This window comes from Saccharospirillum sp. (genome assembly GCF_039982735.1).
Lineage (GTDB): Bacteria > Pseudomonadota > Gammaproteobacteria > Pseudomonadales > Natronospirillaceae > Saccharospirillum.
In genome coordinates this window covers 1-22,242 of the sequence record NZ_JBDWXV010000007.1, presented here as the reverse complement: position 1 = coordinate 22,242, position 22,242 = coordinate 1, and the positions used below count along the sequence as shown (strand labels likewise).

Genomic DNA, 22,242 nt, shown 5'->3' with positions numbered 1-22,242 from the left:
ACTGACGCAGCACATGAACAGACGCGAGACATGAAGGGACGCAAAGTAGCGCGATTGTTGCGCGTCTTTCCATGTTTAACGTCTTTTGTAGTTTTGCGTCTCTTAGTGTCTTGCGTCACTCAATGTTGCACGTCTTTCCATGTCTCACGTCTTTAGCTGCTGTTAACCCGTCTCGCGAACTTGCAGGTGGGTGGGTAATACCCGGCTTTCATAGCGCTCCGGGTTCAAAACCATCATGGCGGCCAGGCGGCCTTTTTCGATGCTGGGCTGGTACACAGTGGTGATGGTGGGGTGCATCTGGCGGGCTTCGGGTATGTCGTCGAAGCCGACGATGCGTACATCGTCGGGCACGCTCAAGCCCATGTCACGGGCGACGCTTAACGCCGCCAGTGCCAGCTGATCCGACATGCACAGCATGGCGGTGGGGCGAGGGTTCATCGTCAGGGCTTCCCGGGCGGCTTTAACACCATCGGCCCAGGTACTTTCATGGGTGTTCCAGACGCGGTCGTCGCCAAGTGTATAGTGGTGAGCCAGCGCGGAGTCCCGATAGGCTTCGAGGCGCTGACGGGAAATCGACATTTTCGCATCGAACAATTCATGGCTGTCGATGCGCCCGACATCATCCGAACTGGTGAGCCGTAATCCGATAACAACCACGTCGCCCTGTGTCTGGCTGAACACATGGTCAGCGGCTTGCCTGGCCCCACCGTAGTTGTCGACGTTTAGCGACAAATGATTTTCCAGCGTGAAATCAACGGTGACAACCGGTTTATGTTGCCGCACCAGCCGGTCCAGTACGCTGAGGTCGCGTGGTGGGCCGTACACGATGTAGCGGTCCGGAATCGATTCCATGGATTGCTCGTGATAGAACTCGTCGCGCCCGGGCATCAGCAATAGGTTGGCTCTGGCGTCGTCGAGCACCTCGGAAACGCCTTGCAGAAATTCTGTCGCACAGCTGTCGCGAAAATTGTAAGACAACCGTTCGGCCAGCATGACACCCACAATGCCGGTTGCACCGGTACGCAAGCTGCGGGCAGCCGCGTTTGGCCCGTGATAGCCCAATCGCTTGCACTCAAGCAGAATGTGATCGCGCAGGCTAGCGGATAATTGGTCGGGTCGGTTGAAGGCATTGGAGATAGTGGCCGTGGAAACATTCAGTTCCCGGGCAACCGCCTTTAATGTCATCCGTCGCGACGCACTGGTGGAAGGTGCGGGCTTACTCACTCTGGTTATTACCTGCCATTTTTATTGTTGGTTGTGACCGTAAGCTTGGGTCTTGTATGTCAATTGAGTGCTGCTAACGCGCGTCGTCGTGGTTCATTCCGGGCAGGGGAGTGTAACGACCTGCTCGTTTGAAGGCCAGTCATCAACGGGAGCACTGAATTTCAGTTCCGTTGATGACTGTCTGGCTTATTACTGCCGGAGCACCGACAGCCTGTTAGTGAACCCAGGCGGCAACACTGTAGGCGGCAATGGTATCACTGCCCGTCTGTGTAAACCCCGGTACCGGAATGGCCTGGCCTTCTACCTTGGTCGGCAAGGCGCTGGCGGTCATGTTGATAGCCACGGTGATGGTTTCCTGCGCATTGGTGCGCCGGAATACCAGTAACGCCGGGTCACTTTCCAGCCATTCGAAGTCACCGTTTTGCAAGGCCGGGTGCTCCTTGCGCCAGGCGAATAAGCGACGCGTGAAATTCAACGTCGACTCATCCACTTTGGTTTGTTCGGATACCGCCAACTGACGATGAATCGGTTCTACCGGCAACCAGCTGTGCCCGCCACTGGTGAACCCACCCATGGCTTCATTGATCCATGGCATGGGGGTACGACAGCCATCACGTCCTTTGAATTCCGGCCAGAATTCGATGCCGAACGGGTCTTGCAGTTGTTCGAAGCCGACGTCCGCTTCTGGCAAACCCAGTTCTTCGCCCTGATACAAGCAGGGGCTACCGCGCAAGGTAGCCAGCAAGCTCAACGCGGTTCGAACAAAACCGTCCGGGTCTTTGGCATCCTGACCCCAGCGCGTTGCACTGCGCACCACGTCGTGGTTGCTCAGTGCAAAGCAGGGCCAGCCATCACCGAGGTTGTCTTCCACTTTTTGAATGGTCTTGCGAATGTAATCGGGGTCATGCGCATCATTGAGCAGCTCAAAGGTGTACGCCATGTGAAGCTTGTCGCCACCGGAGGTGTACTGCGCCATGTATTTCATGCCCTGGGGTGCACCAATTTCTCCGACGGTGGTGGTGCCGGGGTACTCGTTCATCACGCTGCGCAGGCGCTGCAAAAAGGCCAGGTTGTCATCGCGACACATCTGGTTGATGTGGTACTGACGACAAAACGGGTTTTTCGGATCGACACCGACAAACACTTTTTCCGGACTGTCGGCCAGACCATTGTCGGTGAATGATTCATCGTGGAAATACATGTTCACCACATCCAGACGGAAACCGTCGACACCCAGGTCGAGCCAGAACCGGGCGGTATCCAGAATGGCATCCTGCACGTCCCGGTTGTGGAAGTTCAGGTCTGGCTGGCTATCGAGAAAGTTGTGCATGAAATACTGGCCACGGCGTGTATCCCATTGCCAGGCAGAACCACCAAACAGCGATAACCAGTTGTTCGGTGGCGTGCCGTCGGCTTTGGCATCGGCCCAGACATACCAGTCGGCTTTGTCGTTGGTGCGGTCTTCCCGGCTGTCCTGAAACCATTCATGCTGATCTGAGGTATGGCTGTAGACCTGGTCGATCAGCACTTTCAATCCGCGCTGATGCGCTTCATCGATCAGGTGCTTGAAGTCGTGCAATGAACCGAACATGGGGTCAACATTTCGGTAGTCCGATACGTCGTAGCCAAAGTCCTTCATCGGTGAGGTGAAGAAGGGTGACAGCCAGATCGCATCGACATTCAACTGTGCGATGTAATCGAGTTTGGAAATGATACCGGGAATATCCCCGATACCATCGCCATTGCTGTCGAAATAGCTGCGCGGGTAAATCTGGTAAATGACACCGCCACGCCACCAGTTCAGTTCAGTATTCGACAAGATTTTACTCCTCTATTTGACCGAGCCAGCCAGTAGGCCGCGGACAAAGTAACGTTGCATTGAAACGAAAACGACAAGCGGCACCAGCATGGTAATAAAGGCGCCACTGGTCAGAATTTCCCAGTTGTCACCGCGGGAACCCAACAGTTCAACCAGCTGTGCCGTCATCACGGTTTTGCCTTCGCCCTGCCCCAAAAATACCAGTGCTACAAGCAGGTCGTTCCAGACCCAGAGGAACTGGAAGATGGCAAAGGAGGCCAGCGCCGGAATCGACAGCGGCAGCACAATGGTGCGGAACACTTCGAAGTGACTGGCACCGTCCATACGGGCCGACTCCATCACTTCTTTCGGCAAGCCGGCCATGTAATTGCGCAACAGGTAAACCGCCAGCGGCAAACCGAACCCGGTATGCGCCAGCCAGACTCCGCCGTAAGATTTTGCCTCCCAGCCGAAGATGCCCGACAGGCCGGTGTACATTCTGAGTACCGGGATCAGCGATATTTGCAACGGCACAACCAACAGACCCACAATGCCGGCCAGAATCCACAACCGACCGGGGAAGTTCATCCAGGCCAGGGCGTAGGCCGCGAAAGCAGCGATCAGAATCGGGATGAACGTCGCGGGCAGGGTGACCGTCAGGGTGTTGATAAAGGCACGGCCAACCCCTTCAGAGGAAAGGACTTCTTCATAGTTGTTGAGCGTGAAGGTTGGCGGTACTTGCGAGACGTAAAACACACGTTCGCCTCGGGTGAGCTCGAACGGTTCGTCGGACTCCCAGCGGAACTGACCGTCTTCCGTCAACGTCATGCGGGTGCCGTTATCCAAGGTAACAACGTCACCGGCCTGGTTGGCCGTCAGGTCGGTTGGTCTCTGACCCCAGGTGTCCAGCGAGCGAGCGCCTTCTTCAAACAAGCGGTCTTCGATCACGAAGACATCGCCGGATTGCGTTTGCGCTTCAGCCGTTGGCGTACGGAAAACCTCATTGCGTTCGGCTGGTGCCAGTGCGGTCCACCAGCCCGAGGTGGTCAGCGAGTCTTTGTCTCGAACCGAGCTGATCAGCAGACCCAGGGTCGGTAGCGTCCACAGCAGAACGAGCAGAAAAACAGTGGCGTGCTTGGCAAGGGTGGCCAAAGGCAGTTTGTTTGCTGATTGCATCTTGGCCTCCTTATTGGTTTTCCATGCGGGCACGGCGGATGTTGTAGATCATCACCGGGGTTACCGCGAGCATAATGACAATGGCGACTGCACTGCCGCGTCCGATATCACCGGAGCGGAACAGCTGGTCGTACATGAAGTTGGCCAACACCTGCGTTTCCCATTGACCGTTGGTCATGGCAAAGACAATGTCGAAGATCTTGAGTACGAGAATGGTGATGGTGGTCCAGACGACGACGATGGTGCCGAAGATCTGGGGAATCACAATCTTGAAGAAAATCTGGAAGTTATTGGCACCTTCCATGATGGCGGCTTCCAGGGTGTCCTCGGGAACGCCGCGAATGGCCGCACCCAGAATCACCATGGCAAAGCCGGTTTGAATCCAGATCAGAATCACCATCAGCAAAATGTTGTTCCAGGGTTCCAGAGAAATCCAGGCCTGGGGTTCGCCACCCAATGCCATTACGACGGCATTTAACAGGCCGATTTCTTCACCGGAGCCTTTGTAGTCGTAAATGAATTTCCAGATAACCGAGGCGCCTACAAACGAAATGGCCATCGGCAGAAACACCAGGGTGCGGGCAATCTGGCCCCACCACAGTCGGTCGGTCATGTAGGCGATTACCAGTCCAAAGGCGGTGGACATGGTCGGCACGATGATCAACCAGAGAATATTGTTACGAATCGCGATTTGGAAACCTTCGTTACCAAAGGCCCAGGCATAGTTCGCGAGGCCGACAAAGCCGTTAGCCTGGCGGTCTTGCAACGAATAAATGAGTGACGCAAAAACAGGGTAGACGAGATAGACAACCAGAACCAGAACGGCTGGGCCAACAAATATCCAGGGGCGAATGCCTTCACGTATCTTGTCGCGCCGCTGACGGTCCGAATCGGACGCCAGGGATTCACTGGATAGAAAGCGATCCAGTATAAAGTTAGAACCAACAAAAAAGAGTGCGCTTAGCCCGATCGCCAAAGCGATGACAAACGAGGCCGTTATGATTTGCGAAATCACGGGGGATACTCCTGACCTAGACCGGTAATGAACTCGCCCCGGGGTCGGGGCGAGTTGTCCTTAGTGCAGTTCCCGATTACTTATCGGGCAGCATCCCAGGCGTCCTGGATGGAATCAGCGACGTCTTCGGCCGAGTCACCGCCGACGAAGTCGACCATGCCAGTCCAGAAAGCGCCTGCGCCGATTGCACCCGGCATCAGGTCAGAACCGTCGAAACGGAAGGTCGTTGCGTTCTGCAGGATCTCGCCCTGGCGACGCAGTGTGTCGTTGGCGTACAGATCGTTGTTGACGTTGTTGTGCGGTGTCAGGAAGCCACCGTTCGCCATCCAGATTTCATGGGCCAGCGGCGTGGTCAGGTACTCAAGCAGTGCCTGAGCGGCTTCGTTCTCACGCGGCATGGTAACGATGGTGCCCGCACCCAGAACCGGAGAGCCGAGATCTTTTTCTTCAAAGGCCGGGAAATAGAAGAAATCGATGTCTTCACCAACGACGGTTCCTTCAGGGAAGAACGCAGGGATGAAGCTGGCCTGGCGGTGCATGAAGCAGCCGGGAGGAATGCTGAACAGGCCGTTCGGGCTGTCGCGGAAGTCGGTTGTACCAACAGAAGCAACGCCACCCTGAACGTAATCCGGGTTCTTGGCAAAGCTGCCGAATGTATCGATGGCTTCTACAACCCGTGGATCGTTGAACGGGATGCTGTTGTCGACCCAGCCGTCATAGACTTCAGGTGCGTGCAAACGCAGCATGATGTCTTCAACCCAGTCGGTTGCCGGCCAGCCAGTCGCCGCACCGGAACCCAGACCGATACACCAGGGGCTCACGCCATCGTCAACCATCTGATCGGACAGGGCGATCAACTCTTCCATGGTTTCCGGAACGTCGTAGCCGTAATCGGCGAAGTTATCCGGGGAGTACCAGACCAGGCTCTTCAGGTCGACGCGGAAGAACACGCCGTAAAAGTCATCCTGACCGTTTTCGTTCGGATAGGTACTCAGATCAACCCAGGATTGGCCGGCTGCGTAGTTTTCCAGAACGTTTTCACGCGTTGCATCGTCCAGCGGCTGCAACAGACCACGGCTGGCCATGTCTTTGGCCAGACCCGGCTGCGGGAAAATTGCCAGGTTGGGTGCTGAACCAGCTTGAAGGTCAATGACGATCTGCTGTTCGAAGCTGTCGGAGCCGGTATAACGAACGTCCGCACCGGTCGCCGCTTCAAAGTGGCTGACGATGCCTTCGAAAATGGCATTTTCAGGCGCAAGCCAGGGGCCAGCGACGGTCACGGTCTGACCGGACAGGTCCATATCTTCAAACGGAGCCAGGCTGTCCCAGTTGTAGTCACCGCTGCCCTTGGTCGGGTTAACTTCAGCGGCAACACCGGCAGACATGGCAGCGGATACTGCGATGACGAGTGATTTTTTTACTAAGGAGGTTTTCATTATTTTGCCCTTTCGTGCTGTTTTATTATTGGTTTGGTTCGTACGTTTGCTGACTGAACAGCGCCAGCGGTTACTGAATAGAGCCAGTAGGTGCTGGGTTGAACGTTTTAATCAGTCAATGCCGATCGAAACCGGCATTGGGCTTACTAAGCACCCTGTTAGCTTAATCGTTTAAGACACATTGTCATCTGCTTTTTTAGAACAATTTCTTCTGACCAGCAGACTTAACTACTTCTTAACGTCTTAATCGATACAGCGTAGACGTGCTTTGGAGCATTTCCAGTCTAGACAACGGGAAATTAACACCGCCTGAACCTGACTGCCTTGACCCGTATCATCTCTAACAGCTTGTTACCGGAACAAGGACGTTCCGGCAAAATTGATGACTGTTAAGTCATTGATTTTGTGAGAGAAGCGAAAATCTCAAATCTTGGTTCTCGTGTTTTGAAAAAGGCAGGAAACCTTTTTCAACAACCTGCTAAAGAACAAACAGTTCGGATCCCGTCTGGTCCGTGATGCGGGCCTTTCGAGCCAGACAGTCCAGAGTCAGCGTCAGTTGAACGTCGCCATTCGTCCAGCTTAGGCTTAGCTGGTTGTGAGCCTGGCCGATCGAGAAGGCGCCATCGAATGCCGGGTGTTCGTTTCGCAGGCGCATCAGAGCGATCAGTTGCCGCACCACCGGCCGTTCCAGCGCTTCGTCGATGTCCGCCGAGCGGAAATAGGCCCGGTTAATGTCACGGCCAACCCCGGTTTTCGTTAGCAGGGCCATGTCATTGCCGCCAGCCAGCAGGCCGGTGTAGTACACCTGGGGAACACCGGGTGCGAAGAACTGCAGGGCCCGGGCGATGAGGTATTCGTTATCGCGCTCACCCAGGGCCGCATAGTAGGTGCAGTTGACCTGGTACAGATCGAGGTTCGACGCGGCGGCACCGGTGGCTAACCGGCTCTGGTCGTTTGAACGCTGGTGAATGGTTTCAACCAGCTGATCGATCGCCTCGGGTGGCAGCAAGCCCGGCTTGTCGCCGTCGGCCCCGACATCCAGCACGCCGATGCCATCGTGGGTATCCAGCACGGTAATGCAGTTGCGTGGCGATTGTTCCAGCCAGTTGACCAGGGGTTTGGCGTCGCCGGTATACAGCAGGTGCAAGATCAACGGCGGCAAGGCGAAGTCGTAAACGCGACCAACCCGGTTGGCGATGTCGATCTGGGTCTGGTAATGACTGTGAATTTCAACCAGGGTTTCAATGCCCCGCGCAGCGGCGTTGTCTGACAATTGCTGAATAAAGGCATAGGTTTCCGGCAGCATGAAGCAGCGGGTGCCCGGGCGTTTGATCGCGTAGCCTGCGGCGTCGAGCCGAATCATCGACACGCCGGATTGTTCAAAGCGATCGAGGATGCTGTCGAGGTAGGCTTTTCCGACCTCGGTTTCGACATTGATGTCCAATTGCTGAGGCGTGAACGTCGTCCACATCAGGTGTTTGGTATCGCCCAGGGTATAGGGTGTCCAGGGCAGGCTGGGCCGCGGCCGGTAGATCGCGGTGATCTCCTCTTCGCGGGCACCATCGGGGAAGACGCTCTGGTAAGTCAGAAACAGCGGGAACCATGGGCTGTCGCTGCCCCGGGCGACAACATCGGCAAACTGTGGCGACCGGCTGGAAACGTGATTGACAATCAGGTCGGCCATAACGTTGGTGCTGTTACTCAGTTCAAGCACATCGTCCCAGTCACCGAGGCGAGGGTCCACAGTCAGATGATCGTCCGGATCGAAGCCGGCATCGGAACCGTCGATGGGGGTATAGAACGGTAACAGGTGAACACCACCAAACACGCCCTCAAGCGAAGTGGTCAGTAACCGGTGCAGAGCCTGAATGCCACTGCCTCCCAGGCGGTCGACGTAGGTAATTAACTGAACCTGATTTTTCATGCGCGGTCTCTGTAGGGCGTTAACAGGAAGCGGACGATAATGTTCTTAAACGATTAAGTAAAGCACAAAACCATCGTCTGATCCTGCATTGGTGACTCAACGGACAAACTGACTCTCAGAGTCTAAAGTTCTATCACTGATTGCAGTCATACTTCTGGCAAAGTTGCTGAGGTGGTTCGATGTTGACGTGGTTCTTGCCCAATACTGAGGGTGATCAGGTTCGGGAAAAGGCGGTTGTGGTGTTTTGCCTGCTGGCGTTGCTGGTGGGTGCTTACTCTCTGGTTAAGTGGCGCGCCTTCAATGTGGGCGAGTTGCAATTAACCGCCCTGATACTGATGGCACTGGTGTTGCCGGTGCCATTTCTGGTGCGCCAGGGGTATTCCGTGGTACTGAGCGGCAATCTCGCCATTTTGGGCATGGCGGTCCACGCGCTGTATTCAGCCTATATGTTCGGCGGCATCGACTCGCAGTATCTGTTGTGGATGGTCACGCTGATTGTACTGGCGTACATGATGACCAACCCGCTATGGGGCTCAGTCTGGTCTGTGGCGATGCTGTTGGTGGCGGTGGTGTTTGTTCGCTTCAAGCTGACCGGGCATGACTTTCCGGAGCCACCGTTAACAGGGTCTGATCTGAATCGGGATATCGTCGTGGGCTATCTGCTGCCGGTGATCATGATTTGGGTCGGGCAATCCTACATGCAGCGAATCACCTTGAGCGCTGTGGCCGATGCGCGGTCGGCTGAAGCGTCTGTGAGTCAGCAAAAAACCAGCCTTGAGCAGGCGGGCGAGCAGATGAATAGCGTGATGGCGCAAACCCGGGATGTTTCCGGTAGGCTGGTTAAGGCGACCTCATCACTGGGGCAGGTACAGTCGGAAATTGGCGCTCAGTCTGGTGAATTGAACGATGCGGCAGGGCGTCAGCATGAATTCGCGGCGAGTCTTTCGGACAGTCTGGCCCGGGTACAGGCGGCAGTATCGGTCAGCGAGCAGGCGCTGAGTCAGGTAGGGCAATCTCTGGATGCCACGGAATCCGAGAGTGAACAGACACGCCAGTTGGCCGAACAGTTGCTGACGTTGATGAATACGATCAAGACCAGTAATGATCGAATTGAGAGTGCTTCCCAGGTGATCATCGACATCGCCAGCCAGACCAATCTGCTGGCCCTGAACGCCGCCATCGAAGCGGCTCGCGCCGGAGAACATGGGCGCGGTTTTGCCGTGGTTGCCGACGAAGTGCGTTCTCTGTCCAACCGCAGCGACCAGTCGGCCAATGAAATTCACAACTTGCTGGCTAACAGCGCGAATCAGATTAAACAGGGCCTGTCACAAGCAAGCGACAGCCAGCAGCGGGTTCGGGCGGTCACCGAACAGGTAACCGCCATGCGCCAGGCCTTTACCGAGCTGGAACGTCAGGTTGGCACAGTGGCTAACGAGATGCACCAACTGGCACAAGGTGGCAATGAACTCAGCAACGTCAGCAGCACGACATTGAGTACCGTGCAGAACCTGACTGAACGACTGACAGCATTGGCCGGCGTTGCAGGTATGGTGCAACAGTCGGCGGATGAGTTGCGTTTAGCCACACAGTCCTAACGTCAGGGCATCCAAACCAGCTCGATCAGCGTTGTATCCGGATGGGTGAACTGTGTTGCCAGTTCAACCAATTGGTCGGGTGTCGCCGGTGGTGCTGAATCAAAGCGCAGTGCTGCGATCGGGTCCTTGCCAAACAAGGGAGCGTACGCAAGGGCTTCCGCTTGTTGTTCGGCACCGTTGATGGTCTGCAGAAAATCCCGCTCCAGGGTCTCGTGCCACTGTCTAACCTGGCTTTCTGTTGCCGGTGATTCAACCAGTGACTGCAGCCGGCTTTTTACCTCGGAGACTACTGCCTCTACACTCGCAGGGTCGGTTGCCAGTTCAATGATCAGGGTATAGTCACTTTGGGTAACGGTGGCGCCATCAATGATTGAGCTAATGGCGTATACATGGCCCTTGTTTTCCCGAATGTCTTCAAACAGAGCATTGTTGATCCAGGCTTCGAGCAAGCTGAGCGTTGTAAAAGAGGCCTCTGGCATTTCCGTTTTGGGCAAGCTGTACCTGAGCACAACAGCTGCGCTTTGTTCGCCGCTGTTCGACACTGTGTGTGAACCGGACGCCTGCGGCGAGGGGTATGAGCGTGGGGTAGTCCAGTCGGCTGATTGCCGGGGCAGGGTTGCAATGGCTTCCAGCAGCGATGACTTCACTGCACTTTTACTGACATCGCCGACAATGCTCATGCGATAGTTTTGGGTACCGGCATAGTAGGTGTTATAGACCGCCTGTATGGCTGCTGTATCGATGCGTTCAAGTTCTTCCGCCGTTAAGCGAAGCGCAACATCGTTGTTAAAAAGCGACGTCTCAACCAGGTTGAACCAGGGTTCATGGGGGTTGCCTTTTAACTGGTTCAGGTGGTCCCGGTATTGGTTACGAATGTGTCGCCAGGCGACCTCATCGACCTCAGCCTCTGTCAGGGCAATGTGCAATAATCGCATCATGACCGGTAATTGCGGACTGGGGCCCGAGCCATACATGCCACGATCGAAAAAGGAAAAGGTAGGCACCTGGGTGATGGCCCTCGCATTGAGCCATTCGTTTAACTGGGCGCCGTTCATTTCACGCAGGCCGCTGGTACCCATTGCGGGCAAAGCCAGACGGGCGACGGCTGTTTCATTGGGAGGCAAGGCGTTGAACCCCTGCAGACCGTGCAGTTCATAGTATACCTTGCCGGGTGCCTGATCGCTGTATCGGTAATAAACGGTCACGCCGTTGCCGAGTGTCCAGCGGGTGACCGCTTCGGGCAGGCTTTCTTCCCTGACGATGGTTCCGGTTGATGCCGGGGCAATGGTCCACAGCGTTTCACTTTGAACGTCGTTGTTTGAAGCCTGTGCACTAGTGACTTCGATCCCGGCAAGCCAGGTGTCAACGTCGGCTGTTGAGGGTGCCGGCGACTGGTAGGGGTGTACCAGGGTTACTTTCGGGTCTGAATGAAACAGGGCTGCAAACGCCGCCTGAACACTCTGGGGTGTTAACTCGTCGAGTCGGTCTTCATACAAGGCGATGCGTTCCGACTGACTCAGCATTGGCCAGCCGTAGAGGATGTGATCGTAGATGACGCCTGCCAGGTGGCCTGCCGAGTCTTGTTGTGAACGCTCATGTTCGAGCAGGCCGTTACGCCAGTTATCGAGTTCAGATTGGCGAACACCTGACGTGGCAATGTGTTGTCTTTCGCGTTCGATGACGCCGATGGCTTGCTCAAAGTCACCGTTGGGCAGATAGGCAGACAGGCTGACATTCAATATTTCCGGTGACACCGTTTCCCAGTAGTAATCTGCGTCGACAACGGCGCCTTCGGTTTCCGGCAAGCGAGCTTGAACCCGGTCGTACCAGATATCCAGCGCTGCCTGCCAGTGCTGGATGGCCAGTACATCATTGACTGACCGGGGAGAGGAGTAAGGAACATAATAATCGAAGCTCACGTATCCGCCGGATTCGTAAGGGTCGGTCAGGATCAGTCTGTCTTGCATGGCACTGGGGTTAATGGAAAAAACACCAGGGTCCGGGCTTTGCTGGGTGTCTTCAGGGAAGTATTGCGCAACCAGTTCCGATACGAGCTGTTCATCGACGTCACCTGTCACGATGATGGCCATGTTATTGGCACGATACCACCGCTGGTAAAACGTTTCTAAAGCATCGGCAGTCGCAGACTCAATACTTTGCTTTGTTCCGATAGGCAACCGCTCTGCCAACCTACTGCCAGCAAGATAATTTTCTTGAATTCGAGCGTCGACCCGGTCTGCTTCCGTTTCCGACAGCCGCCACTCTTCAATAATGATGGCTTTCTCTTTTTGAACTTCTTGGTCGTTAAACTCAATGCGGTAAGCCCACTCCGACAGCAATTGAATCGCGGCTTCCAGTCGTTCCGGATCAACCGTGTTCAAATGCAGGTCGTAACTGGTGTGGTCGAAGGTGGTATAGGCGTTTGAATGGTCACCCAGACTCATGCCCAGGCTTTCCAACTGGGTCCGGATAGTTTCGCCCGGAAAGGCTTCGGTCCCGTTAAACGCCATGTGTTCGACGAAATGCGCATAGCCGAGTTCCGATGCCTCTTCTTGCAGACTGCCGGCCTTCACCAGAAGACTGATGGAAGCTTCATTTTTGGAGTGGCTGTTGCTGTTGGGCCAGACATAGAGTTCGGGTCGATTTTTTTCGAGCGAGAAGCTGGGTTGGAAATAAGCTGTCTGATTTGCACAGGCGGCAAGTGTCAGTATGACTGCAGTAATAAACAGGGCACGGAAACGTCCGCAGTGGGAGTATTCTGGCAACATTAGTCTGAGGTTCCTTTAGAGTATGTGATCCTTCCATCGCTGCCAGCCATAGCGGTTGACGTTGCTGACTGATAGCACTCGAAATGCTATTCGAAATTGCCTTTTTCGAACAGTCATGGTCGAGGTAACTGAGCAATATTGGTAAGCTCGATTAAGTGTTGATGTGCTCTTTGTGATGGAGTTGGCTTTAAGCGCGGCTGATTGGGCATCATCGGGCCATTGAGCCAAGTCATACGTCGTGCCGTTTCAATCAAGATAATACCGGCGCAGTCGTTTAGCCCCGGCCGGCTTTGTCGCGACAAGTGTGGCTCGCAACGGCGCCGGGTGCCCTTCGATGGTTTTTGTGGGATCGCTGGGATTCAAGTAATCGGTTAACGACTGGCCGGGCTTCCAGTCGGTTGTTCGTTGTTCGTCAGATGTCGTTGGGGTGACATCAGCAATGTGCACGTTTTCAAAGCCGGATTTTTCCAGCCAGTGCGCCAGGGCTTTCGGGCTTGGCAGAAACCAGACGTTGTTCATGCGCGCATAGCGACCGGGTGGCACAAAGGCTTCGCGTTCGTTGCCGTCGACTACCAGTGTTTCCAGTACCACTTCACCGCCGGGTCTTAACGCAGCGCGCAGTTCGGCGAGGTGATCGAGCGGCGAGCGGCGGTGGTACAGCACGCCCATGGAGAAGACCGTATCGAAGGCTTCTAGGTCTGGCGTCATCGATTCCAGTGTGAACGGCAACACGGTGTGAGTGGCATCGCCCACATAGGTGTTAATTGCCAGGTGTTGCGCGACCGACAACCAGGACGGATCTATGCCTGCCACGATTCGCGCGCCGGCCGCTTTCATCCGCCAGCCGTAGTAGCCATTGCCACTGCCGACATCCAATACGCAGCGGCCAGTCAAATCGCTTAGGTGCGGAGCGACCCGAGCCCACTTTAGATCACACCGCCATTCGGAATCGATGTGGGTGCCAAATATTCGAAATGGGCCTTTGCGCCAGGGAATCAGATCGCGCAGTGCCTGATGCAGTTTGGCCTGGTCTTCATCAGTCAGCGCGTTTGCCGAGGTTAGGGTGACTTTGCTCAGGTCGAACTGGGCATCCTGTACCGCCGGCAATTGGTCGATGCAGGCCAGGAATCGGGGCAGGTTGCCATCGTTGAGGTTGGCGAACAGGTCGGCCAGTTGAGTTTGCAATGGTGCCTGCCAGGCGGCCAATGGCGTTCCGGTCAGGGAGTCGATAAAGGGGCGATAATCAATCATGCGGTCACTTAATGGCCAGAAAGGAGGCGAAGTTGAAGCTCTGAAACCAGAGCGTGGCGGTGCTGAAGCCGACGGCTTTGAGGCGGTTCAGGTGGCCTTCGGCGGTTTCCGGCAGCAGCACACGTTCAATGGCCTGGCGTTTCTGGCTGATCTCCAGGTCGCTGTAGCCATTGGCGCGTTTGAAGTCGTGGTGGTGTTGTATCAATAATTGGTCCTGTACTGGATCCGGGAAGCGGAGCTTTTCAGAAAGCACCAGGGCGGCGCCGTGCAGCATGCCGTCGTAGATCCGTTGCAGCGTTTCCTGGCGGTGTTCGAGCGGAATGAACTGCAGGGTGAAGTTCAGCACCACGAAGGAGGCGTTCTCAAGCGTCAGGGAGGTGATGTCCGCGCAGAGGGTCTGCACCGGGGTTGGCAAGTCCTCACTCTCCAGGAAATCCCGGCTGCGTTCGAGCATGGCTTCGCTGTTGTCGACCGCGACAATCACGGCACCCGGGGCATGTACCCGGTGGCGCATGGCCAGACTGGCCGCGCCGAGGGAGCTGCCCAGATCATAAAGCCGGCTGTTGGGCTGGGCGTATTGTTCGGCGAGGATGCCAATCATGCCGATAATGTGGCTGTAACCTGGCACCGAGCGCTTGATCATGTCCGGAAACACGCGCGCGACGGTGTCATCGAAGCGGAAATCAGCGACCTGGCCGTGTTCGCTGGCGTAAATCGTGTCTTTGGCGGGTTCGGGTGGCTGGCGATGCGTCATGGTCGAAACGGGTCACTTCAGGCGTTAGGAGGCGGTATTTTACATGGACCGCCGACTATCTTCGCCCCTGTGGTCGAAAATCAGGCGGCGAACGTTATAATGCGCGGCAATTTGAACCGCTTTGTCTGGGAAATGCCGCTTATCTATGAGCACCATTGCTGAAGAAGTCTCAAAACGTCATACCTTCGCCATCATTTCGCACCCCGATGCCGGTAAGACCACCATTACTGAGAAGGTGCTGCTGTTCGGGAAAGCCCTGCAGACGGCCGGTACTGTGAAGGGCAAAAAGTCTGGCCAGCATGCCAAGTCGGACTGGATGGAAATGGAAAAAGACCGGGGTATTTCGATTACCACCTCAGTTATGCAGTTCCCCTACCACGACAAGCTGGTGAACCTGCTCGATACCCCGGGGCACGAGGACTTTTCCGAAGACACTTACCGTACCCTGACCGCGGTGGACTCCTGTCTGATGGTGATCGACGCCGCCAAGGGCGTTGAGGACCGGACCATCAAGCTGATGGACGTCGCCCGAATGCGCGAAACACCGGTGCTGACCTTTATGAACAAGCTCGACCGGGATATCCGCGAGCCGCTTGAGCTAATGGATGAAGTCGAGAATATTCTCAAGATCAGCTGCGCGCCCATCACCTGGCCGATTGGCCAGGGTAAACAGTTCAAGGGCGTCTACCACTTGTTGAACGATGAAGTGCTGCTGTATCAGACTGGGCAGGGGCACACCATTCAGGAGCGTCGGGTGATCAAGGGGCTCGACAACCCTGAAGTGGACACGGCGCTGGGCGAATACGCCGATGAACTGCGTCAGGATGTTGAGCTGCTGGCCGCCGCCAACAAGTTCGATCTGGAAGAGTTCCTGGCCGGGCAGCTGACGCCGGTGTTCTTCGGTACGGCGCTGGGTAACTTTGGCGTTGACCATATGCTCGACGGCTTGGTGGATTGGGCGCCGAACCCCCAGTCGCGGGCCACCGATGACCGGGTTGTTGATGCCAGCGAAAGTAACTTTTCCGGTTTTGTGTTCAAGATCCAGGCAAACATGGACCCGAACCACCGCGATCGCGTTGCCTTCCTGCGCATTGTGTCCGGAAAGTACGAGAAAGGCATGAAGATGAAGCATGTTCGCACCGGTAAGGATGTGCGCATCTCTGATGCTTTGACCTTTCTGGCGGGTGATCGTTCAGCGGTCGAGGAAGCCTGGCCCGGTGACATCATCGGGCTGCACAACCACGGCACGATTCAGATTGGTGATACCTTTACCCAGGGTGAAATGGTCAAGTTCTCGGGTATCCCGAATTTCGCGCCCGAGCTGTTCCGTCGCATTCGCCTGCGCGACCCGCTTAAGGCCAAGCAATTGCAAAAGGGTCTGATGCAGCTGTCTGAAGAGGGTGCAGTGCAGGTATTCCGGCCGCTCAAGAACAATGACCTGATCGTCGGCGCTGTTGGTATGCTGCAATTCGATGTGGTGGCCCAGCGTTTGAAGTCGGAATACAAGGTCGATGCGGTTTACGAGCCCATCAGCGTAGCCACGGCGCGCTGGGTCGAATGCTCGGACCCACGCAAACTGGAGCAATTCCGCGATAAGGCCTACGATAATCTGGCGCTGGATGGCGGTGATAACCTGGCCTATGTGGCCCCGACCATGGTCAACCTGCAGATGGCGCAGGAACGCCATCCTGACATTGCGTTCCGGAAAACCCGGGAGCACTGAGGCAGGGCCTGGTGCCCGTTTTGGCCGTTGCCGAATGACGGGCGGCATCATTCAACCTGGAGGGACGGCATGATCATCTATCTGGTGGCGCTGGCGCTGATTGTTGCGGGTGCCTCGACCGGTCTCTTCACGCTGCTGCACAGCCGGGTGCTTAAAGGTAGCCTGCGGCTCTACGATGCCAAGGGGTACTGGGTGGTCAGCATGCTGATGCTGACGTTTCTGGTGACCAGTCTCGCCTATTTCTGGGGCGTCACCCGCTTTGCGTTGAACCCGGGAGGTGGCCTGGAGCCTGAAACCGTCTTCGGCATGCTGGTGACGGTTTTTGGCTGTATAGCTGGCCTTGGCATAGGCCTGGTGCGCTTCTCAAGAGTGAGAATGCCGGGCGGAACCACGGGAAGCGAAGGGTTATAGCGGGATCATTCGGTCATCGTCCCGTTTTTGAATACTATTTGATCGAAGGCGCTTGCAAAGGGGTGGTTGTTTCTTTACTATCCGCGCCCTTATTTCGGATTAACTGCCCCTGAGCCCCCCACTTTTATTAGGCGGAGTTAAATGAAAACTTTTGTAGCAAAACCGGCTGAAGTAAAGCGCGACTGGTACGTAGTCGATGCCCAAGGCCAAACGTTGGGTCGCTTGTCGACCGAAATTGCTCGTCGTTTGCGCGGCAAGCATAAAGCAGAGTTCACACCTCACGTGGATACCGGCGATTATATCGTCGTGATCAACGCCGAGAAAGTGGCTGTGACCGGTCGCAAGACCAAGCAAAAAATGTATCACCGTCATACCGGGTACCCGGGTGGCCTGAAGTCTATGAGCTTCGAAAAAATGATCGACCACAAGCCCGAGCGTGTGATCGAACTGGCGGTTAAAGGCATGATTCCCCGGAATCCGCTTGGCCGTGCCATGCTGAAGAAGCTGAAGGTGTATGCCGGTGTCGATCATCCGCATACTGCACAACAGCCCAAAGAACTGAAGATTTAATGGGGAGCGACATGACAGCAATTCAGCAATATTACGGTACAGGTCGCCGCAAAACCTCAGCCGCACGTGTCTACCTGCGTCCGGGTACCGGCCAGATCAGCGTCAACAAGCGCCCTCTGGATGTGTATTTTGGTCGTGAGACGTCACGCATGATCGTTCGTCAGCCTCTGGAACTGGTTGAGCTGACTGACAAGTTCGACGTCATCATCAGCGTTGCTGGTGGTGGTGCCAACGGTCAGGCCGGTGCGATTCGTCATGGCATTACCCGTGCCCTGATGGTCTATGACGAGACTCTGCGCAAGCAGCTGCGTGCCGCCGGTTACGTAACCCGCGACGCCCGGATGGTTGAACGTAAGAAAGTCGGTCTGCACAAGGCGCGTAAGCGTCCGCAATACTCCAAGCGTTAATCGTTCTGGATGGCCCTGCTTTCAAAACGCCCGGACTTGTCCGGGCGTTTTTGTTTGTCACAGTGCCCTTCAGTCAGTACCGTGGCAGTGTGGATTGTTAATAGCGCCTGTCCGACCCCTGCCAATACCCCTGTAGGGCGAAGGGTTTTCTTGTCAGTGGGAGTGTAATTCTTTAGTATTCCCGTCATTTTGTGGAAACTGCCCCGTATTTTTTCTACCTTCAGACAGAGGACCTAATAATGACGCAAGACGGCGTAAATAAGGGTCGGCGCCGCTTTCTCTATATCGCGACAGGCGCCATGGGTGCCGTAGGCGCGGTTGGAGTTGCAACCCCGTTCGTCCGCTCCTGGTTTCCCAGTGAGAAAGCTAAGGCGATTGGGGCTCCGGTGACCGTTGACATCAGTAAGCTCGAGCCCGGCGAAATGCGCATTGCAGAATGGCGCGGCAAGCCGATTTTCATTGTTCGACGCACTGACGAGGCCATCGCCAACCTGACAAAGGATGATCTGGTAAGTCGTCTGTCCGACCCCAACTCAGAAGTGGCGTCGCAGCAGCCAGAATACGCGCAGAACCCGGCGCGTTCCCGCTCCGAAGACTTGCTGGTACTGGAAGGTGTCTGCACCCACCTGGGTTGTTCGCCACAGTTCATCCCAAGTGTCGAACCTCAGTCTTTCGACGAGAACTGGATGGGTGGTTTCTTCTGCCCTTGTCACGGCTCGCGCTTTGACCTGGCCGGTCGCGTCTTTCGCGGTGTGCCCGCCCCAACCAACCTGGTGGTGCCGCCGCATATGATCGAAGGGTCCATGCTAACCATTGGTGAGGATACTGTCTGATGAGTACAAACAAGCCAGCCTTCATGCAATGGCTCGACCAGCGTCTGCCGGTCACCAATGCTTATGAAAAGCACATGTCCAAGTACTATGCACCGGTTAACCTGAACTTCTGGTACGTGTTCGGGTTACTGGCAACGCTGGTATTTGCCAACCAAATCCTGACCGGGATTTGGTTGACCATGTCGTTTGTCCCCAGCTCCGATGAGGCCTTTCGCTCTGTCGAGTACATCATGCGCGATGTCGACATGGGTTGGTTGATTCGCTATATGCATTCAACCGGTGCGTCTTTCTTCTTTGTCGTCGTCTACCTGCACATGTTCCGCGGCATTATGTATGGTTCATACAAAAAGCCCCGTGAGCTGATCTGGGTGTTCGGCATGTTCATCTATCTGGCCCTGATGGCGGAAGGCTTTATGGGCTATGTATTGCCCTGGGGTCAGATGTCGTTCTGGGGTGCTCAGGTCATTATCTCCCTGTTTGGTGCTATTCCCGTCATCGGCGATGGCCTGACTGAATGGATTCGGGGCGACTTCCTGATTTCCGGCATTACGCTAAACCGTTTCTTTGCGTTGCATGTCATCGCTTTGCCGCTGGTGCTGGCGCTGCTGGTTGTGCTGCACATACTGGCGCTGCACGAAGTGGGGTCGAACAACCCCGATGGTATCGACATCAAAAAACACAAGGATGAGCAGGGTAAACCGCTGGACGGCATTCCGTTCCACCCCTACTACACCCTTGGCAAGCTGCCGATGATCATCGTGTTCCTGTTTGTGTTCTGCGGCGTGATCTTCTTCTTCCCGGAAGGCGGCGGCTATTTCCTTGAACACGCCAACTTCGAGCCAGCCAACCCGCTGAAAACGCCGGCACACATTGCACCAACCTGGTACTACGGTGCTTTCTACTCCATCCTGCGGGCTGTTCCTGACAAGCTAATGGGCGTTATCGCCATGGGCGCCGCCATTGCCATCCTCTTTGTCCTGCCCTGGCTGGACAAAAGTCCGGTACTGAGCTGGCGTTACAAGGGCTGGATGAGCAAAACCGCTATTGTTGTGTTTGCTCTGGCCTTCATCATGCTGTCTTACTTGGGCGGTCAGCCGGTAACGGACCTGAACACCTGGTTAGCACGCTTTGGTTCCGTGATCTATTTCGGCTTTTTCTTGCTGATGCCGATATACACACGCATGGAAACCACCAAACCTGTACCGGAGAGGGTGCCAGCGAAATGAAGAAACTGTTCCTGTCTCTCATACTGAGTGTGTCACCACTGGTGGCATTGGCCGCGGGTGAGTCCGTCGAGTTGGATCACATCGATACCGACATCACTGACACGGCGTCCCTGCAGCGTGGTGTTCAGACCTACATGAATTATTGTATGGCCTGTCACTCGCTGGAGTACGCCCGCTACAACCGCGTGGCCGCTGACCTGGATATTCCCGAAGATATTTTCGCGGAAAATCTTATTTTCACTGAAGCTGCCTTTGGCTCGCTGATGACAAACTCAATGAGCAGCGAAGACGGAAAGGCTTGGTTTGGTGCTGCACCGCCAGACCTTACTCTGGTTGCCCGGGTACGGGGAGAAGATTGGCTCTATACCTATTTGCGCGGGTTCTACCAGGACGAAAGTCGTCCATTAGGGGTCAATAACACAGCCTTTCCTAATGTCGGTATGCCGCACGCATTGATGGAGCTTCAGGGTCTCTGTGCTGAGCCGCCTCACGCCGTCAGCGAGCGTCGCTTTGATCCGTTGACCGGGAACCTCATCACTGAGGGTGGTTGTGAGCACTACGCCGTGGAAGGGTCGCTGACCAAGGCTGAATATGACGAGACCATTTATGATCTGGTTAACTTCCTGCAGTACATGGGTGAGCCATATGCCAAAGACCGCGAACGTATCGGTTGGATGGTATTTGCCTTCCTGGCGGTGTTCCTGGTGATTGGTCAGTTGCTGTATCGCGAGTTGTGGAAAGACATTCACTAAGGTGAATGCCGAGTAGTATTTTTGATAAGCGCGGCTGGTCCGCGCTTGTTTTGTCTTGTATCAGGGTGTTTTTACATCGAGGAGAGTACCTAATGGGCGTCGTTGCCAAACGTTCTTCCATGACTTTTTACTCCGATCCGGCCAGTCAATACAGCCATAGGGTGCGTATTGTACTGGCGGAAAAGGGCGTAGCGGTCGACATCAAAGACGTCGATCCGGATGACATGCCTCAGGAAATTGCCGATATCAACCCTTATAACTCTCTGCCAACACTGGTCGACCGTGACCTCACGCTGTTTGAACACTACGTGATGATGGAGTACCTCGACGAGCGTTTTCCGCACCCGCCGTTGCTGCCGGTATACCCCGTTGCCCGGGCCGAGAGCCGTCAGTACATGGCTCGCATCCAGCGCGACTGGTGCGACAAGGTCGATGTTATCGTTGCTGCCAAGAGTAAAGACAGTGTGACCAAGGCGCGTAAAGAACTGCGCGAAAGCCTGCTGGCCATTGCTCCTTTGTTCGACGAAAAGCCGTTCTTCATGAGCGAGGAGTTCACTCTGGTCGATTGCTGCGTCGCCCCTATTCTGTGGCGTTTGCCGGCCCTGGGTATTGAGTTGACTGAAAAACAGGCCAAGCCGATCCATAAGTACATGGAACGTCTGTTTGAGCGTGAATCGTTCCAGATCAGCCTGTCTGAAGTCGAGCAGGAGATGCGCGACTGATGAGTGAAATGACCTCCAACAAACCCTACATGCTCAGGGCTTTCCACCAGTGGATTGTCGACAACAACTGCACGCCTTATCTGGTGATTGCAGCCGACTTTCCGGGTGTTGAAGTGCCTGTTCAATTTGTTCGGGATGGTCAGATCACACTTAATATAGCGCCTTCGGCGGTCAGGGAATTGGTACTCGACAACCGCTGGGTTGAATTCAGTGCCCGTTTTTCCGGTGTGCCTACTCTGGTCAGAGCACCCATGTCTTCTATTATGGCCATTTTTGCCAAAGAGAATGGTCAGGGTATGGGCTTCGACCTCGAGGCACCGGAAGATCCGGATCCGGAGGACACGCCGCCTGGTGACGACGGTGGTAGCAAGAAGCCGTCTTTGCGCGTGGTAAAGTAGTTCCACCCTGATAGCTGAGAGTGCACTGCTAAAGGCGTTCCCCGGGACGCCTTTTTTAATTTCCGCAGAAAGTTTTGAAGAAATTCAGTAAAGGCGTTGACCCGGGGAGCTCAGTCCCTATAATGCGCCTCCGCTGTGACCGAACAGCGGCTCCAACCAGCCGAGAGGCGGGATGAAGTGAAGGCTCTAAAGAACTGATTCTAAAGAACATTTCTTAATAAAAGAGTTGACACAACGGAGCGGAGGCGTAGAATACGCG

At 55.4% G+C, this 22,242-nt stretch carries 19 protein-coding genes; 10 read left to right on the top strand and 9 right to left on the bottom strand.

Annotation, left to right across the window (positions count from 1 at the left end; translation table 11 throughout):
* Positions 1-162: 162 nt before the first annotated feature.
* The 6 genes from ABJT94_RS04050 to gtfA all read right to left on the bottom strand — a co-directional run bounded on the left by ABJT94_RS04050 (position 163) and on the right by gtfA (position 8,573).
* A complete protein-coding gene (locus ABJT94_RS04050; RefSeq protein WP_348474382.1) occupies positions 163-1,224 on the bottom strand; it encodes a LacI family DNA-binding transcriptional regulator in 1,062 nt (353 codons plus the stop codon).
* Between the two features lie 214 nt (positions 1,225-1,438).
* The gene (locus ABJT94_RS04045; protein WP_348474492.1) at positions 1,439-3,046 is read right to left on the bottom strand and encodes an alpha-glucosidase; all 1,608 of its coding nucleotides are present in this window, start codon (positions 3,044-3,046) and stop codon (positions 1,439-1,441) included.
* Positions 3,047-3,055: 9 nt separating this feature from the next.
* Positions 3,056-4,198 (bottom strand): carbohydrate ABC transporter permease, encoded by a 1,143-nt coding sequence (locus ABJT94_RS04040; protein WP_348474381.1) that lies wholly within the window; start codon positions 4,196-4,198, stop codon positions 3,056-3,058.
* A gap of 10 nt (positions 4,199-4,208) precedes the next feature.
* Complete coding sequence (locus tag ABJT94_RS04035; protein ID WP_348474380.1) at positions 4,209-5,213, bottom strand: sugar ABC transporter permease; 1,005 nt, start codon at positions 5,211-5,213, stop codon at positions 4,209-4,211.
* An 80-nt stretch (positions 5,214-5,293) separates the two neighbouring features.
* Entirely contained in the window at positions 5,294-6,649 is a 1,356-nt protein-coding gene (locus ABJT94_RS04030; protein WP_348474379.1) for an ABC transporter substrate-binding protein, read from the bottom strand.
* 478 nt (positions 6,650-7,127) lie between these two features.
* Entirely contained in the window at positions 7,128-8,573 is a 1,446-nt protein-coding gene (gene gtfA, locus ABJT94_RS04025; protein ID WP_348474378.1) for a sucrose phosphorylase, read from the bottom strand.
* Positions 8,574-8,752: 179 nt separating this feature from the next.
* Here gtfA and ABJT94_RS04020 point away from each other — a divergent pair, with 179 nt between their 5' ends.
* Complete coding sequence (locus ABJT94_RS04020; protein ID WP_348474377.1) at positions 8,753-10,168, top strand: methyl-accepting chemotaxis protein; 1,416 nt, start codon at positions 8,753-8,755, stop codon at positions 10,166-10,168.
* Positions 10,169-10,170: 2 nt separating this feature from the next.
* Here the strand turns inward: ABJT94_RS04020 and ABJT94_RS04015 are convergent, their stop codons facing one another.
* From ABJT94_RS04015 to cmoA, 3 genes are all read right to left on the bottom strand, one after another.
* Positions 10,171-12,936, bottom strand: coding sequence for an insulinase family protein (locus tag ABJT94_RS04015; RefSeq protein WP_348474376.1), 2,766 nt, complete (start codon positions 12,934-12,936; stop codon positions 10,171-10,173).
* Positions 12,937-13,182: 246 nt separating this feature from the next.
* Positions 13,183-14,187 (bottom strand): tRNA 5-methoxyuridine(34)/uridine 5-oxyacetic acid(34) synthase CmoB, encoded by a 1,005-nt coding sequence (cmoB, locus tag ABJT94_RS04010; RefSeq protein ID WP_348474375.1) that lies wholly within the window; start codon positions 14,185-14,187, stop codon positions 13,183-13,185.
* A 4-nt stretch (positions 14,188-14,191) separates the two neighbouring features.
* The gene (gene cmoA / locus ABJT94_RS04005; RefSeq protein ID WP_348474374.1) at positions 14,192-14,941 is read right to left on the bottom strand and encodes a carboxy-S-adenosyl-L-methionine synthase CmoA; all 750 of its coding nucleotides are present in this window, start codon (positions 14,939-14,941) and stop codon (positions 14,192-14,194) included.
* Between the two features lie 145 nt (positions 14,942-15,086).
* Between cmoA and prfC the strand changes: the two genes are divergently transcribed.
* The 9 genes from prfC (at position 15,087) to ABJT94_RS03960 (ending at position 21,983) form a co-directional block, all read left to right on the top strand.
* The gene (prfC, locus tag ABJT94_RS04000) at positions 15,087-16,664 is read left to right on the top strand and encodes a peptide chain release factor 3 (RefSeq protein WP_348474373.1); all 1,578 of its coding nucleotides are present in this window, start codon (positions 15,087-15,089) and stop codon (positions 16,662-16,664) included.
* 69 nt (positions 16,665-16,733) lie between these two features.
* On the top strand, positions 16,734-17,075 hold the full coding sequence (locus ABJT94_RS03995) for a hypothetical protein (RefSeq protein ID WP_348474372.1): 342 nt from the start codon (positions 16,734-16,736) through the stop codon (positions 17,073-17,075).
* 141 nt (positions 17,076-17,216) lie between these two features.
* Positions 17,217-17,645 (top strand): 50S ribosomal protein L13, encoded by a 429-nt coding sequence (gene rplM / locus ABJT94_RS03990; protein WP_127559511.1) that lies wholly within the window; start codon positions 17,217-17,219, stop codon positions 17,643-17,645.
* A gap of 11 nt (positions 17,646-17,656) precedes the next feature.
* A complete protein-coding gene (rpsI, locus tag ABJT94_RS03985) occupies positions 17,657-18,052 on the top strand; it encodes a 30S ribosomal protein S9 (protein ID WP_127559513.1) in 396 nt (131 codons plus the stop codon).
* A 239-nt stretch (positions 18,053-18,291) separates the two neighbouring features.
* Positions 18,292-18,885, top strand: coding sequence for a ubiquinol-cytochrome c reductase iron-sulfur subunit (gene petA, locus ABJT94_RS03980; protein WP_348474371.1), 594 nt, complete (start codon positions 18,292-18,294; stop codon positions 18,883-18,885).
* A complete protein-coding gene (locus tag ABJT94_RS03975; protein WP_348474370.1) occupies positions 18,885-20,111 on the top strand; it encodes a cytochrome bc complex cytochrome b subunit in 1,227 nt (408 codons plus the stop codon). Before petA ends, ABJT94_RS03975 begins: the two co-directional genes overlap by 1 nt.
* Positions 20,108-20,863 (top strand): cytochrome c1, encoded by a 756-nt coding sequence (locus ABJT94_RS03970; RefSeq protein WP_348474369.1) that lies wholly within the window; start codon positions 20,108-20,110, stop codon positions 20,861-20,863. Before ABJT94_RS03975 ends, ABJT94_RS03970 begins: the two co-directional genes overlap by 4 nt.
* A gap of 92 nt (positions 20,864-20,955) precedes the next feature.
* Positions 20,956-21,585 (top strand): glutathione S-transferase N-terminal domain-containing protein, encoded by a 630-nt coding sequence (locus ABJT94_RS03965; protein ID WP_028672244.1) that lies wholly within the window; start codon positions 20,956-20,958, stop codon positions 21,583-21,585.
* Positions 21,585-21,983: a ClpXP protease specificity-enhancing factor gene (locus ABJT94_RS03960; RefSeq protein ID WP_348474368.1), complete on the top strand. Its 399-nt coding sequence runs from the start codon at positions 21,585-21,587 to the stop codon at positions 21,981-21,983. Before ABJT94_RS03965 ends, ABJT94_RS03960 begins: the two co-directional genes overlap by 1 nt.
* Positions 21,984-22,242: the final 259 nt, after the last annotated feature.